Here is a 14,755-nt window from a genome sequence, read left to right as displayed (position 1 = left end):
AACCTCTTAATTGGCATTCTCAAGCACAAGATAATGGCTTAAGCCCAAACTATTAATTGCCTGTTGCAACGGCTTGCTCTCGCCAACCCAAATAATTTTGTGTTGCACCGAAAGCAAATGCTTCTGTAATGCACATAAAAGCTGAATTGATGCTGTGTCAGCACGGGTCACTTCACTGATATCCAAACAGATATCATCATTTGCTGACAGCTCTTGGAGCAAATCTTGATGGAGTGTTTCGACCTGACTAATAGCTAATTCTGTAGGGAGCTTTAACATTACTTACACTTTCCCTGCTTTAAACAATTCATAACAAAAGCTTAGACTGACTAAATAAAAATGCCATAATTTGAATCAAAAAATAGTAAAATTTTTTAGTAGCTTAGACATTTATGTCAAAAAAGGAAGCTTTTCTTTTGCTGAAAATGACTCCCTTAACCAAGAAAATTTACTTTGCGTAATAATCTGCTATTTTTTTGAACTCTTCAGTCAAAGTTGTGGCGTTAATTAATGGCACACTGCCTTGTTTAAATTCAGGCTTAAAAATCGCACGTACCGAGCCATCGCCATCAACCATCACTACCGACGCGCTATGATCAACGGCATACTCTTGCTCATCACTATCGTTAATTGCGTAAATTAAGCCAAGCTCTCTAACAAATGGAAAAAGCTGTTTGTGTGGGCCTGATACTGCAAGAAAATCAGGATTAAAGTAATCAATGTAGGCTTTGCGTTTTTCGGTTGTATCACGCTTTGGATCTACGGCAACAAACCATACCTGCACTTTGTAATCTTGGCTTAACTGCTTTTGTACTGCCGTTAGTTTCGCCAATGTCATTGGACATATATCAGGGCAACTGGTGTAGCCTAAAAAGACCAAATTCCAGTGCCCCATAAACTGACTGTTATCAGCGGGCGCACCATGTTGATCGGTTAATAAAAACGGACTAATCGGCTTTGCCTGCTCATAAACCAGTGCTTCGACTTCAGGAGCTGTGTTGTCTTTACCACAACCAGTTACAAACAATACCGCACTGAAACATAAAAAAGCGACGATTCGCGTCATAAAACTAACCATTTATCAATGAATAAGGCGATAAAGAGTAGCATTAAATGCACGATTGAAAAACGAAATAAGTCCATTGCTGTATTATCTTTTGGGGCAATTTTTAGTTTTAACGCTTTATAAATGAATATCGCGTTTAAAACGCTTGCACCTAATAAGTAAATTAGCCCTGACATGCCAATTAAATAAGGCAGCACACATACCAAAGCAAGCAAAATGCTGTAGCCAACAACGCAAGTTTTACAAAATTCGATACCGTGAGTAACAGGCAACATAGGAATTTTTGCCCGCTCGTAATCACTTTTACGTGCAATCGCCAAGGCCCAAAAATGCGGGGGAGTCCAAGTAAATATAATCATCACTAACAGCCAAGGAGCCGCGGCCATATGGCCTGTTTCAGATACCCACCCTAGCAACGGCGGCATAGCGCCTGCCAAACCACCAATAACAATATTTTGCGGTGTGGCACGCTTTAAAAATGAGGTGTAAATAAAGGCATAGCCGACAAGCGCAAACAAAGTAAGAATGGCGGTGAGCGTATTCGCCCATACCATAAGCATAACAAAACCTAGTATTCCTATAGTTGCAGCAAAGCTCAAAGCATGTTGTTTACTGAGCCGACCTTTTGCCACAGGACGATGACGTGTACGTGCCATTTTGCTGTCGATTTCACTATCAACAACATGATTGATCACGGCAGCAGCAGCCGACAGCAAGCCAATACCTAGCAAACTTGCAAGCTGCACAAATATCCCTCGCCCAACATCGGGAGCCAATGCCAAACCAACCCAAGCAGTTAGTACAAGCATGGCAACTACTTTAAATTTACTGATAGCTAAGTAATCTTTAAGTAACTCTGAGCTTTGAATAAATAATGATTTTTCTGAGCTTAGTAATAATGCCATCACAGCCTCCTAGGTTCTTATTTTTAAGTGGAAGCATAGTCTTACCATGCTAAGCAGTAACAATGCGGCCATTAGGTTGTGCGCAAGCGCTACACTTAATGGGAAGTGCCAGTGCACAACAGCTAGGCCTAAACAGATTTGGCACAACAAAGCGATTAATACAGTGACTGTGCAGTGCTTAATTTTTCGAGAGTAACAGCGTGAATATATGCGCCACATGATCAGCGCTAACACCACACAAGTAACCAGCGCCCAAATACGGTGTAGCAGATGAATAGACATACGCGCCTGCTGCGATAAAACGCCATATTCATAGGTGCTGTGCTCAAGCGGTAGCTGAAACACACTCTTCAAAGAAAACGGTTGTCCGTAGCTACACAGCGGTAAGCCATTACAATGCGGAGCGGCGTAATTTGCTGCAAGCCAGCCACCCAACGCAATTTGCAGTATTAGTACCACCAAGCCCACCAGCGCTAACTGATAATATGGCTTTGCGCCGCTATCACTGCTAGCAACAGGGTCAGTCTTTAAACGTAGATACAATAAAAACAGCAACGACAAGATACTAAAACCGCCGAGCAAATGCCCCATAACAACCAAAGGCTGTAGGTTCATAGTGACAGTCCACATGCCCAATACGGCTTGGAATACCACCAATAATAATAGTGCTAATGGCAGTTTAACCGGCGTATTTGGATATTGGCGTTTTAACCAGGCAAAAACAAACAAGGCTAAAATAAGTAAACCAAGGGCACCGGCAAAATAGCGATGGATCATTTCTTTCCATGCTTTCGCTGCTTCAAACATCATATCAGGGTAGTTTTGTTCAACATGTAACAGAGCAGTTTCATGTTTTGGCACAGTTAAAAATCCATAGCAACCAGGCCAGTCAGGGCAACCAAGCCCAGCATCACTCAGCCGTGTATAGGCACCAAGCCCAACAACTAAGATAGAGAAGAAAACCGTAATTAAGACTAAATATTTATAATTTTTATACATCTTTATCCCCTTAATGAGGTTTAACTTGAACGCGCATAGTTAAGTAGTTTCTTTAAGTCTTTAAGTAAGCCTTTTTGAATCAGTCTGTTTTGTTCTGGCTCAGCCGTGTAGGGGTAATGCAAAACCACTAAGCCCATGTGATCAACCAAGTATAAGTCTCCCGCTTTGAGCGCAGGACTTACTGCTAATTGACGCCAATTGGCCGATACCTGCTGTTGATTTGTCAGTACCGCCACATCCACTTTTTGCTGATTTTTACCTAAAGCGACATATAGGTTATCTAGACTGGCTAATTGGTTTGCACAAACTTCACTGCACTCTTTTGGATAATTAAGCGCAATTGTCCATTGTTTAGGATCGCCTTGTTGCCAATCAGCTAATTTAACTTCTTCGCTTAAAAGCTCACCATGATTACTCGAACCACTCGGTAACCACTCAAGCTTTAATGCTGCATAAGCAAGTACCAGCGGCACAAAACAGCATAAAACGAATAAACTAAGCGGGTTTATTTTCATAACCTCTCCTTCTCATCGCTAAATAAGCAATAACTACACACGCTAAGCCGATTAATAACCACTGCACGGCATAGGCGTAATGTTTATCTGGCCCCATCACGACACTCTGGTAATGCGGGGTTGCAATACCATCTGCTTCATTGCGATAACCGATAAAGTCTTGTAAGGGCTTTGCTAATTGAGCACTAAAAATTGCTAAATCGATGCCTTGAATACGCTTAGGCCAGCCTTGCTCTGCACCAATCTCATCGGCAAGTGTGAAGCCTTGTAAGTTGCCTTGTTTCAATTGCACAGTAGCCGTAAAGCTTGTTGATTCTGGCCACACAACGGTTGGCAACTGGCTGCGGTTTGTTGGAGCTTTTAGCCAACCAAAGTTAACGATTAAAGGCACGCTTTCACCTGCAATTGTCATCGCTACGAGTAAGTCATAACCCACTTGCCCCTGATAAATTTGATTATCAAGCAGCCAGTACTGTTGTTTATTTACCTCGCCAGAGACCTTGACTTGCAAGCCCGTTTTATTCAGCTCTCTAGGTAAATTTTGCAGCTCTTGCCAGCTCAAAACTCCTTGCTCTTTCGAAATGGCTAACTGGCTTAGTTGCTGCTGTTTTTGCTCGGCTCGCTGGTATTGCCAAACGCTTAGTCGTAAACAAATAAGCACTGCAAGTATCACAACGCAAATTGCGATAATTGAGCTAAGCTTTTGTTTACGCCATAAAATTAACTGCATTTGGAATACCTAATATGATTAAAATCATTATTGTTTTGTTATTACTTTATATTCTGTTCAACCTATTTAGAGCGCTGTTTGTGATGATGTCAGCAAAAGAGCACTCGAAACCCATGTCGCATTACTTAGGTCGTCGAGTACTGTTTTCAGGTATTGTGCTGGTGCTCATCATTGCCGCAATGAATTGGGCTTTATTCACACCAACCCGTCGCCGCTTCACAAAGCTACAGCACGTACACAAACACAAATAAACACAACCACACCACATCAACAAAGTGCCAATACCAAGCAGCCGCTTGAAAGGCAAAATGCTTTTCACTCGTGAAGTGGCCTTTAAAGATTCTGAGCAGCACCACAAATAAAATAATGGTGCCTAGTGTCACGTGCATACCGTGAAATCCAGTTAACAAGAAAAAGGTATTCCCATAAACGCCCGCATCTAAGGTCAAACCTAAATCTTGGTAAGCATGCATATACTCGTAAACTTGTAAGCCAAGGAAAATCACACCTAACAGCACGGTTAAAGATAAAAATACCTTTAGGGCGCCGCGCTTATTGTTTTCTATCGCAACATGAGCAAAGTGAATTGTGACCGATGAGGTAAGCAGAATAAGCGTGTTGATCAGAGGTAGACCTTGCCAGCCCATAGCCTGTGTGGTCTCGCCCGCTGGCGTAGTTAATAGCGGCCATACGGCTTCAAAGGTTGGCCAGAGCACTTCGTTGGTCATGGCATTATTACCAGCACCACCAAGCCAAGGCACCGAAATCATACGTGCGTAAAAAAGAGCGCCAAAAAACGCCATAAAGAACATAACCTCAGAGAATATGAACCAGCTCATACCTTGTCTGAAGGAGCGGTCCATTTGTGCTGAGTAAAGCCCTTTATGAGACTCTTCAATAACGTTTCTAAACCAGCTAAAAACCATATAAATTAATATGGCAATGCCTAGATACAAGACATACTGGCCACTACTGCCCTCTCCACTTACTTGCATCACAGTTAAACCAGCACCAACAGCAATTAAAAACATCGCGATGGCACCAACTATTGGCCAAGGACTCTCGGCTGGAACATAGTATTTTTCATAATTTTGATTCATTTTGTTTGCTCCCAATTAGCAATTAGCTTGGCGGCTTTTAATCGTTTTTAGCCACAACATGCCCGCTAATATCAAACACGGTATACGACAACGTCAGTTCCTCAACATCGTCGGGTAACTCAGTATCAACATAAAACAACAAGGTAAATTCCATTTCTTCACCGGCTTTCATTGGCTGCTGATCAAAGCAAAAACAGGCTATTTTGTGTAAGTACTTTGCCGCTTTTCCCGGTGATACTGATGGAATTGCTTGCATGACTTTGTCTTCATTACTGGTGTTCTTTGCTGAGAATTTAACTTCACGCATGGCACCAGGTTGTACCGCTACGCTGTATTGCTCAGACTGCACCTTAAATGGCGCGCCGCTTTGGGCGTGAGTGGTAAAGCTGACATCAACTTGGCGCTGTGTATTTATTGATTCACTCGCGCTCGCTTTTTCTAATGATGGCTTACCATTCAACCCTGTAACGTCGCAAAACACGTCGTAAAGCGGCACCATTGCAAAAGCAAATGCGAACATGAGCAAGCATGTAATCAGCAGTTTTTTTAGCAAAGGTGCATGGTTCATTACTTAATCTCCGGCGGTGTTTCAAAGGTGTGATAAGGCGCTGGAGAATCGACTTCCCACTCTAAACCTTCAGCTCCATCCCATACTTTGGCAGGTGCCTTTTCGCCACCTCGAGCGCATTTAAATACCACCAATACAAACAACAGTTGCGATAAGCCAAATGCAAAACCACCAATACTGATAATGGCGTTAAAGTCAGCGAATTGCAGAGCATAGTCAGGAATACGACGCGGCATACCAGCAAGGCCAACAAAGTGCATAGGGAAGAACAACACGTTGACACTGATTAGCGATAACCAAAAATGCCATTTCGCCAGCGTTTCGTTGTACATGTTGCCAGTCCATTTCGGTAGCCAATAATAGGCTCCCGCCATAATTGAGAACACAGCCCCCGTCACAAGCACATAATGGAAGTGAGCCACCACAAAATAGGTATCGTGATACTGAAAATCTGCTGGTGTAATCGCAAGCATCAAGCCAGAGAAACCACCTAAGGTGAATAACACTATAAAGGCGATGGCAAACATCATCGGAATTTCGAAGCTAATCGAACCTCGCCACATGGTGGCCACCCAGTTAAACACTTTAACGCCCGTTGGTACCGAGATAAGCATGGTGGCGTACATGAAAAACAACTCGCCTGCCACAGGCATCCCTGTGGTAAACATATGATGTGCCCAAACGATAAAACTTAGCAGCGCAATCGATGAAGTTGCATACACCATAGACGCATAGCCAAATAGCTTTTTGCGCGAGAAGGTCGGTACGATAGTCGATATAATGCCAAAGGCCGGCAAAATCATGATGTACACTTCGGGGTGACCGAAGAACCAGAAAATATGCTGGAACATCACAGGGTCGCCCCCTCCCGCTGCATCGAAAAAGCTGGTTGCAAAGTATTTATCGGTCAACACCATAGTGACCGCCCCTGCTAGAACAGGCATAACAGCAATTAACAAAAATGCAGTGATTAACCATGTCCATACAAATAGCGGCAGCTTCATCCACGTCATACCTGGCGCTCTTAGGTTGACGATAGTCACGATAACGTTAATCGCCCCCATAATTGAGCTGATACCCATGATATGTACGGCAAACACAAAAAGTGCAGTGTTATCGTTGCTGTAAGTTGTTGATAGTGGTGCGTAGAAAGTCCAACCAAACGCAGGACCACCACCAGGCATAAGTAACGAAGCCAATAGAATTAAAAATGCGAACGGCAATATCCAAAAGCTCCAGTTATTCATACGTGGTAAGGCCATATCAGGTGCGCCTATCATCATAGGTACCATCCAGTTTGCAAGCCCAGTAAATGCGGGCATAACGGCACCAAACACCATGATCAAACCATGTACGGTAGTCATTTGGTTAAAAAAGTGCGGATCAACTAACTGTAATCCAGGCTGAAACAGTTCAGCGCGGATCACCATTGCCATCGCTCCACCAATTAAAAACATGGTGAGTGAAAAAATCAGGTATAAACTACCAATGTCTTTATGATTGGTGGTGTAAAGCCAACGCTTAAAACCTTTAGCTGGATGATGATGGTCGTGATGCGCATGCCCTGTTGCTTGCTCGTTAATAACATTACTCATTAGTTCGCCTCCGCTGCTGCATCAATCGCGGCTTGAATTTGACTCGGTTGGATAACATCGCCGGTATCATTACCCCACGCGTTTCGCTTATAAGTAATAACCGCAGCAAGTTGCTTAATTGAAAGCTGTTTATCAAACGCTTGCATTGCTGTGCCAGGCTTACCGTGTAACACGATATCTATGTGATCTTTTACATCACCTAATACAATCGGGCTGCCTTTAAGTGCTGGAAAAACGCCTGGTAAGCCCATACCGGTAGGTTGGTGACATGCAGCACAGTTTGCCATATACACTTGCTCACCTAAGACCATAAGCTCTTCTTTCGGTAATGTTTGATCAAGCAAAGCAGCATCTGCTGCAGCCGCATTGGCTTTTTCTTGCTTGGCATCTGCAAGCCAATTAGCAAATTCATCTTCAGGTAAGGCTTTCACCACAACAGGCATAAAGCCATGATCTTTACCGCATAACTCAGCACATTGACCACGGTATACTCCTGGCTCGTTAATACGTGTCCACGCTTCATTGATAAACCCAGGATTTGCATCCTTTTTAACCGCAAAATCAGGCACCCACCATGAATGAATTACATCGTCTGAGGTCATTAAAAAGCGAACTTTTTTATTGATAGGAAGTACTAGCGGTTTATCTACTTCAAGCAAATAATGCTCAGTTTTCTCTGCTTGGTTGTCTATTTGATCTTTAGGAGTAGATAGAATCGAGTAATAAGCAATGTCTTCACCCATGTACTCGTAATGCCACTTCCATTGTGAGCCAGTCACTTTAATGGTGATATCGGCTTTAGAGGCATCTTCCATGGCAATTAAGGTTTTTGTGGCAGGCACAGCCATGGCGATTAAGATGACAAATGGAATGGCAGTCCAAAGTATTTCAACTTTTGTACTTTCATGAAATTGGGCAGGCTTGGCCCCTTTGGATTTACGGTGGTGTATTAAAGCCCAAAACATCACCGCAAATACGATGATGCCGATTACACAGCAGATAATAAATATCGTCATGTGTAACTCATAAACATTATTACTTATATCGGTCACCCCTTTACGCATATTGTATTGGCTATTTGCCAATGCAAGCTCAGGAAGTGCAAACAATATAAGCCACAAGGCGTAACGCAGTTTACCCATGTGACGGCTCCTTTAGATGCTATTGCAAGACGCAAAGCGAAAAGGCGATACAACAAGGTGCCCATTCGTTTTTCTTATTGTTCAGAGCGACTACGTATCATTTTGACCCACTTATGATACCGACCCCATGACTAACACCTCGCACATTTTTGTGTCTTTTTATTAATTAGGTGTTAATACAGTGTATTAACCAATTAGTTAAAAAATAACCAATAAGCAAGTTTTAATGATAATAAATGTTTATTTTGGTGCATAAATAACAACTATAATCAGCGCGTTATTTAATGTTTAGGAGTAAGAACGAAATATAAAAAGAGAGGAAAACTGCGCCATATAAGGCTTTAAATGAAGAGTAAGGATTCACAAATCCTAATTAAGTAGTAAAATTTCAGCGGCGCACCAAATTGAGTCAATTTAATGCACCAAATTGGGAGCGTTTACATCCAGTCAGCGTTACGAATAACACCTACCGCTAACCCCTCGATGTTGAACGACTCATGCTCAAGGTCAACCTCAATAGGCGAAAACTCTTCGTTCTCAGCGTGTAAAAGTACTTTGCGACCCGCCTTTTCTAGACGCTTAACTGTTACATCTTCATCGACTCGAGCTACAACTACTTGCCCGTTTTCAGCAACTTGTGTTCTGTGTACTGCAAGCAAATCGCCATCCATAATACCAATGTCTTTCATACTCATACCATTTACACGCAGTAAGAAATCGGCAGCAGGTTTAAATAATGAAGGATCAACTTGGCAGTGACTTTCAACATGCTCTTGCGCCAAAATAGGTTCACCAGCTGCAACACGGCCAATTAAAGGTAAGCCTAGTTGCTCTGGCTCATCTTCTTCAATTAACTGAATACCGCGACTCGCCCCAGGCTTCATTTTGATCATGCCTTTTTTTGCCAGTGCTTTTAGGTGTTCTTCAGCAGCGTTGGCACTTTTAAAACCCAATGTTTGAGCTATTTCAGCACGCGTAGGTGGCATGCCTGTATCTTTAATAAAGACTTTAATTAGTTCTAAAATTTGCGATTGGCGTTTAGTTAATGGGCGCATACAACTGGTTTTCCATACAGTACATTTAACTGTGAGTATATACAGTTATTTGAAAATCGCAAATTTAAATTAACCCCATCATATTGCTACAAAACTAACATTGAACCACACCGAAAGATGCCATAAGGTATTATCTTTAATTAGCAGGCTAAGGAAACACAATGAGTATTTGGCACCAACCAATCACGTTAGAGCTTTGCAAAGAGCTAGAACAAGGGATTACCGGTCAAGGCACTTTAATGAAAACTATGGGCATTGAGGTAACTGAAATTGGCGATGATTATTTAATGGCAACCATGCCTGCTATTCCTGAGCATCATAACCCTATGGGCATGGTCCATGGCGGAGCAAACGTTGTATTAGCAGAGACAGTGGCAAGCTATGCAGCCAATTTCGTGGTTGATTTCAAAAAGTTTTATGCTGTTGGCCAAGAAATTAATGCCAACCACATGAAAGCGTCACGCAAAGGAACGTTAACAGCAACTGCGAGACCGCTGCATTTAGGTAAGCGAACTTCTGTTTGGGATATTAAAATTACCAATGCCGCAGGAGAGCTTTGCTGCGTATCAAGAATGACCGCAGCTGTTGTAGAGCGATAAATTCTGGCTATTTTTCGACAGGATAAATAGTAATTTCAATCCCTGCGCCAATTGCAGAGATACGTAACAAGGTATCGGCATGCAGGGGTTGGTTAAAGCATTTAGGCGAATTACCTGATTCAAAGCCTATATCAAATGTACGCTTTGAGCACGATAACCACTGTTTTAATGCATTGCGCGAGCAAGACTCAATAAGCTCGCAAAGCTGGTTAATGGCTTTATCTGGAGAGCTGATATCTGCGGTTGCTTCAATACGTGCTAGTTGGCGGTATTCATCTTGGTCATAATGTAAAACCATGGCGTTTTTCTTCAAATCAGCAACAAGCGCACTAATATCGTGCTTTGACTCAAGCTCCAGATCTACATTTAAAAATTGAATTTCCGACATACTCTCGTTTTTACCCTCTATTTATATCGACTGAAACTTTAACTCAGTTTTGTATATATACCAAATCTAGAATACAGTTAATGCGACATTATGCCGCATTGGCAATCTAGCTAAACAACCTAAAATAGCGCCCACATAACAATAATAACGGGGTAATAATGAATAAACGCCTGTTTAAGTATGCTCGTAAAGGGCATAAATGGCTTGGCTACTTACTTGCTTTGCAGATCTTTTTTTGGCTCTTAGGTGGGCTGGTAATGAGCTCATTACCACTTGAAAAAGTGCATGGTAAGCATCTGGCTAATCGCAGTTTAAGTAGCCCATTTTTATTGTCGGACTACCCTGCTTCAATTGATAAAATAACAGCGCAATTCGAGCAAATCGAGGGTATTAAATATAGCCATTTTTTAAATACCCCGATTATAGAAGTTACATCCTCTAGCGGTACGTTTACTTTTGATAGCAGAACAGGTGCTAAAATGCCTGCACCGAGTAAAGCGCAAATCATTGAAAATGCGCAAGCTCACCTGCTTATTGACGCAAAAATAACGCAAGCGCAGTTATTAACAAAAGGACCTAGAGAAGTCGGTCACAAAGCCAATGTTTGGCAAGTTAGCTTCGATGATTGGTTAACAACAACCTTATATTTAGATAGCCAAACCGGTAAAGTTATAACTGTGCGCAGCACCCTGTGGCGCATTTTCGACTTTTTCTGGATGCTACACATTATGGATTATGATGAGCGTGAGAACTTTAACAATCCACTACTCATCAGCTTCTCAGCCACCAGCGTACTATTTTGTATTACGGGAGTTCTCTTGTTACTACAAAACGTTCGAATTAAACGTAAAAAGCCAACTACACGTGTTGGTCAATCAAAATAGGATTGCCATCTGGGTCGGTGATAATAAAACTCGCGTCACCGGCCTTTTGTATTTCTAATCCTTGTTGCTGAAATTGTGCAGCTAATTGCTCAAAGGTTGCAAATTCATCCAAAGCTTCAGCATTTTGATCCCACCCAGGATTAAAGGTCAGCATGGTTTTATCAAACATACCTTGAAACAAACCAATCAAATGTTCACCGTTTTTCATAATTAGCCAATACTGTTCTATCTCCCCAGCAAACTCTTTGAAACCTAGCTTTTCATAAAACTGCTTTGAAGCACGAATATCTTTTACATTTAGACTTACAGAAAAAGCACCTAATAACATGGTTGTAATTCCTTTAATAAAAACGGCCTAACAACTATAGCTGAGTTGAAAAACTTTTCCTTTTTAGAATAGTAGCTCTAAAATGGCGGCTCCTGTTGTTCACTGATGTGATGGATATGCGTTTATTTTTATACTTAGCCCTTTGTTTTATTTTCACTTTTCCTATATCTGCTAAAGAATTTTCGAGCTTTTACAGTGCCAAAAAGCATTTAATTAAGAATCTACCAAACAACACTAAAAGCTTATATTGTGGCTGCGACATAAAGCGCCAAGGTAAAAAACTTGTGCCAGACCCTGATGCGTGTGGTTATATTCCTAGAAACTCTGTCACCCGCTCAGGAAAAGAGAATGCTCGCGCAAAAAGAATAGAGTGGGAGCACATTGTGCCTGCCTGGGAGTTTGGCCATCAATTACAATGCTGGCAGGATGGCGGTCGCAAAAACTGTAAAAAGGTCAGTGAAAAGTTTCGTCAAATGGAAGCCGACATTAATAACCTTGCACCAGCTATAGGCGAGATCAATGCTGACCGTTCAAACTTTCGCTACGGCATGGTGTCAACATCAAGTGCAAGTTACGGAGCATGCCCTGTAAAAATCGACTTTAAACAACGCGTATTTGAGCCGCCCATTTATGCAAGAAAGCAAATAGCCGATACCTATTTTTATATGCAAAAAACCTATGGTTTAAAAATATCTGATAAACAACGCAAGCTGTTTGAGTCATGGCAAAAGCTTGAAATAGCTGAAATTAGCAATCGTAAGTCTTTATAACTAGCAGCACATTCGTTTACATTTCAGACGCTATAATTTATTGCTTTCATTGCAGGTAATTGCTAGTTTTTAGTCAATTACTATCGCAAAGGAAGCACTCATGTTTAGCAATAATAAACTTGCCTTAGCCATTTTTTTAGCGGCCTCAGGCGCGTCTCTATCTGGCTGCGGCGGTGGCTCGTCGAGCAATACCGATACAACTTACCCGCCAACAACTTCAGAACCCACCTGGACGGCTGGTGTTTTTGAGCCATCGAGCGAATTTAAAGATCAATGCGCTGTACCACGTACTGGCAATGATCCATATAACAATAATCAACCTTACCCAGATACAGCAGGGTCTGAATTTACTGAAAAAATGTGGCTACGTTCATGGAGTGACGAAACCTACCTTTGGTACGATGAAATTGAAGACAACAACCCTGATAACTTCAGCTCTGTCGCCGCTTATTTTGATCAGTTAAAGACCTTCGAAACAACTGATTCTGGTGCCTCTAAAGACAACTTTCATTTTAGCAGACCCACTGAAGAATATTATCAAGAGGCTCAATCTGGGGTCGTTTCTGGCTATGGAATTAATTGGGCATTTATTAGTAATGTTCCACCACGAGAGTTGCGTGTTGCCTATTTAGAGGATGACTCACCGGCTGCAAATGCAGGATTACAACGTGGTGATACTATTTTAATGGTCGACGACGTCAGCATTGACACTAATACTCAAGAAGGCGTAGATATTTTAAATGAAGCGCTATTTGGGCCGACGGCTGGCGACTCTCACAACTTTGTTGTACGCAGTAATGATGGCACCGAAAAGTCGTTTACTTTAGTTGCAGGAAATATTACCCAAACACCCGTGCAGAATGTTGATACCCTAACAACTGGCAACGGTACAAAAGTGGGGTATATGCAATTTAATAGCTTTATCAGTATCGCTCAGCCTGAGCTGATAAGCGTGGTGAACAAGTTCAAAGCCGATAATATTGATGAATTGGTTATCGACTTTAGATATAACGGTGGTGGCTTATTAGCGCTTTCATCGCAACTTGCCTATATGGTTGCAGGCCCAGCTAATACGAGTGACTATTTTTACTATCAAGTCATTGAAAATGACAAACAGCCCGAGAGTGATCCATACCCATTCTTTGATTTTGAAATCGATTATTCTACCTTCAGATCAACGGGCAATACTTTACCCGACCTAAACCTCTCAAAAGTGTATGTGTTAAGTACAGATAACACCTGCTCCGCTTCAGAGGCGTTCATTAATGGTTTAAAAGGTATTGATGCTGAGGTGATCCTAATTGGTGGCACTACCTGCGGCAAACCTTATGGGTTTACCCCAACGCATAACTGTGCGACCACTTACTATACAATTCAATTTTCGGGCGCAAATGACAAAGGTTTTGGTGAATACTCAGACGGTTTAAAGCCAACTCCCTCACCTCAGTTTGATGCAGATGTAAGAGGATGTGAAGTTGCAGATGACTTTGACAATAAACTAGGTGATAGCCAGGAAAACTTATTAGCAACCGCGCTTTATCACATTGATAATAATACTTGCCCAATTGTAGTTGAGTCATCAAGCGCTAAGCAATCTAGCTCTACCTTACAAGCAACTCAAAAGGCTGGGCTACCACTTAAGATTAAGCAACCGCTTTACAAAGACAACATGGATTTAACCCGTCCGCTACCAGCTAAGGAGGGTGATAATGAATAAAGCACTGTTATTAACCTGCACCTTACTAGCAAGCATAGCAGGCTGTAAAAGTACTCAAGCGGAGCAACCGCAAGATGCTACGCTTGTTCGGGTAAACCCGGGAGTGATTACTGATATACAGCAGGCTATTCAGTCTGCTAAGGGCGGTGCACTGGTCACCTTAGCCGATGATGTGTTTACTAAAAGCGCAGAGTTACTGATTGACCACGGCACCAACAAAGGGCCTGATGGCCTGCCAATTATGGGTGCCCATTCAATTCCTTCTGAGAGGTTTGTGTTGCAAAAAGCAGGTGAGCAATGCCTGCTTTACTACCCCAAAAAAGAACTCCGTATTCCACTTCCCAATGTAGAGTGCGAAGTTAACTAACAAAAGGCGCAGCTTAGGCTGCGCCTT

At 42.1% G+C, this 14,755-nt stretch carries 19 protein-coding genes; 6 read left to right on the top strand and 13 right to left on the bottom strand.

Annotation, left to right across the window (positions count from 1 at the left end):
- Positions 1 to 6: 6 nt before the first annotated feature.
- The 6 genes from NFU46_RS17240 to NFU46_RS17215 all read right to left on the bottom strand — a co-directional run bounded on the left by NFU46_RS17240 (position 7) and on the right by NFU46_RS17215 (position 4,215).
- Entirely contained in the window at positions 7 to 279 is a 273-nt protein-coding gene (locus NFU46_RS17240) for an STAS domain-containing protein (protein ID WP_054562871.1), read from the bottom strand.
- 169 nt (positions 280 to 448) lie between these two features.
- The gene (locus NFU46_RS17235; protein ID WP_251603580.1) at positions 449 to 1,066 is read right to left on the bottom strand and encodes an SCO family protein; all 618 of its coding nucleotides are present in this window, start codon (positions 1,064 to 1,066) and stop codon (positions 449 to 451) included.
- Entirely contained in the window at positions 1,063 to 1,971 is a 909-nt protein-coding gene (cyoE, locus tag NFU46_RS17230) for a heme o synthase (protein WP_251603577.1), read from the bottom strand. Before cyoE ends, NFU46_RS17235 begins: the two co-directional genes overlap by 4 nt.
- 9 nt (positions 1,972 to 1,980) lie before the next feature.
- Positions 1,981 to 2,970 carry a heme A synthase gene (locus tag NFU46_RS17225; protein ID WP_054562874.1) on the bottom strand — a complete coding sequence of 330 codons (990 nt, stop codon included), beginning with the start codon at positions 2,968 to 2,970 and terminating at the stop codon, positions 1,981 to 1,983.
- Between the two features lie 20 nt (positions 2,971 to 2,990).
- On the bottom strand, positions 2,991 to 3,485 hold the full coding sequence (locus NFU46_RS17220) for a transmembrane cytochrome oxidase associated protein (RefSeq protein WP_217875264.1): 495 nt from the start codon (positions 3,483 to 3,485) through the stop codon (positions 2,991 to 2,993).
- Entirely contained in the window at positions 3,466 to 4,215 is a 750-nt protein-coding gene (locus tag NFU46_RS17215) for an SURF1 family protein (RefSeq protein WP_251603574.1), read from the bottom strand. Before NFU46_RS17215 ends, NFU46_RS17220 begins: the two co-directional genes overlap by 20 nt.
- 14 nt (positions 4,216 to 4,229) lie before the next feature.
- Between NFU46_RS17215 and NFU46_RS17210 the strand changes: the two genes are divergently transcribed.
- On the top strand, positions 4,230 to 4,466 hold the full coding sequence (locus NFU46_RS17210) for a DUF2909 domain-containing protein (RefSeq protein ID WP_251603571.1): 237 nt from the start codon (positions 4,230 to 4,232) through the stop codon (positions 4,464 to 4,466).
- On the opposite strand, the gene NFU46_RS17205 is transcribed toward NFU46_RS17210, so the two are convergent.
- The 5 genes from NFU46_RS17205 to lexA all read right to left on the bottom strand — a co-directional run bounded on the left by NFU46_RS17205 (position 4,440) and on the right by lexA (position 9,675).
- Entirely contained in the window at positions 4,440 to 5,315 is an 876-nt protein-coding gene (locus NFU46_RS17205; protein WP_054562877.1) for a cytochrome c oxidase subunit 3, read from the bottom strand. The two genes, NFU46_RS17210 and NFU46_RS17205, sit on opposite strands and share 27 nt — an antisense overlap.
- A 37-nt stretch (positions 5,316 to 5,352) precedes the next feature.
- Positions 5,353 to 5,883 (bottom strand): cytochrome c oxidase assembly protein, encoded by a 531-nt coding sequence (locus tag NFU46_RS17200; RefSeq protein ID WP_054554454.1) that lies wholly within the window; start codon positions 5,881 to 5,883, stop codon positions 5,353 to 5,355.
- The gene (gene ctaD / locus NFU46_RS17195) at positions 5,883 to 7,478 is read right to left on the bottom strand and encodes a cytochrome c oxidase subunit I (RefSeq protein WP_054554455.1); all 1,596 of its coding nucleotides are present in this window, start codon (positions 7,476 to 7,478) and stop codon (positions 5,883 to 5,885) included. The genes NFU46_RS17200 and ctaD overlap by 1 nt, the downstream gene beginning before the upstream one ends.
- Positions 7,478 to 8,620, bottom strand: a complete 1,143-nt coding sequence (coxB, locus tag NFU46_RS17190; protein ID WP_251603568.1) for a cytochrome c oxidase subunit II — start codon at positions 8,618 to 8,620, stop codon at positions 7,478 to 7,480. Before coxB ends, ctaD begins: the two co-directional genes overlap by 1 nt.
- Positions 8,621 to 9,057: 437 nt before the next feature.
- Positions 9,058 to 9,675 carry a transcriptional repressor LexA gene (gene lexA / locus NFU46_RS17185; RefSeq protein WP_054554457.1) on the bottom strand — a complete coding sequence of 206 codons (618 nt, stop codon included), beginning with the start codon at positions 9,673 to 9,675 and terminating at the stop codon, positions 9,058 to 9,060.
- Between the two features lie 161 nt (positions 9,676 to 9,836).
- Here lexA and NFU46_RS17180 point away from each other — a divergent pair, with 161 nt between their 5' ends.
- Positions 9,837 to 10,274 carry a PaaI family thioesterase gene (locus NFU46_RS17180; RefSeq protein WP_251603564.1) on the top strand — a complete coding sequence of 146 codons (438 nt, stop codon included), beginning with the start codon at positions 9,837 to 9,839 and terminating at the stop codon, positions 10,272 to 10,274.
- Between the two features lie 7 nt (positions 10,275 to 10,281).
- Here NFU46_RS17180 and NFU46_RS17175 read toward each other — a convergent pair whose 3' ends face one another.
- Positions 10,282 to 10,662, bottom strand: coding sequence for a hypothetical protein (locus NFU46_RS17175; protein ID WP_054554459.1), 381 nt, complete (start codon positions 10,660 to 10,662; stop codon positions 10,282 to 10,284).
- Positions 10,663 to 10,820: 158 nt separating this feature from the next.
- On the opposite strand from NFU46_RS17175, the gene NFU46_RS17170 reads away from it, so the two are divergent.
- Entirely contained in the window at positions 10,821 to 11,546 is a 726-nt protein-coding gene (locus NFU46_RS17170) for a hypothetical protein (RefSeq protein ID WP_251603561.1), read from the top strand.
- On the opposite strand, the gene NFU46_RS17165 is transcribed toward NFU46_RS17170, so the two are convergent.
- Complete coding sequence (locus NFU46_RS17165) at positions 11,521 to 11,874, bottom strand: VOC family protein (RefSeq protein ID WP_251603558.1); 354 nt, start codon at positions 11,872 to 11,874, stop codon at positions 11,521 to 11,523. The two genes, NFU46_RS17170 and NFU46_RS17165, sit on opposite strands and share 26 nt — an antisense overlap.
- A gap of 110 nt (positions 11,875 to 11,984) precedes the next feature.
- Here NFU46_RS17165 and NFU46_RS17160 point away from each other — a divergent pair, with 110 nt between their 5' ends.
- The 3 genes from NFU46_RS17160 to NFU46_RS17150 all read left to right on the top strand — a co-directional run bounded on the left by NFU46_RS17160 (position 11,985) and on the right by NFU46_RS17150 (position 14,728).
- Positions 11,985 to 12,644 (top strand): endonuclease, encoded by a 660-nt coding sequence (locus NFU46_RS17160; RefSeq protein ID WP_251603652.1) that lies wholly within the window; start codon positions 11,985 to 11,987, stop codon positions 12,642 to 12,644.
- A 100-nt stretch (positions 12,645 to 12,744) separates the two neighbouring features.
- Positions 12,745 to 14,361, top strand: a complete 1,617-nt coding sequence (locus NFU46_RS17155) for a S41 family peptidase (protein WP_251603555.1) — start codon at positions 12,745 to 12,747, stop codon at positions 14,359 to 14,361.
- Positions 14,354 to 14,728 carry a hypothetical protein gene (locus NFU46_RS17150; RefSeq protein WP_251603552.1) on the top strand — a complete coding sequence of 125 codons (375 nt, stop codon included), beginning with the start codon at positions 14,354 to 14,356 and terminating at the stop codon, positions 14,726 to 14,728. The genes NFU46_RS17155 and NFU46_RS17150 overlap by 8 nt, the downstream gene beginning before the upstream one ends.
- The last annotated feature ends 27 nt before the right edge of the window (positions 14,729 to 14,755 follow it).

Source organism: Pseudoalteromonas sp. NCCP-2140 (assembly GCF_023708065.1).
Classification (GTDB): Bacteria; Pseudomonadota; Gammaproteobacteria; order Enterobacterales; family Alteromonadaceae; genus Pseudoalteromonas.
The sequence above is the reverse complement of the archived record's forward strand: the minus strand, read 5'-3'. Positions and strand labels throughout refer to the sequence as shown.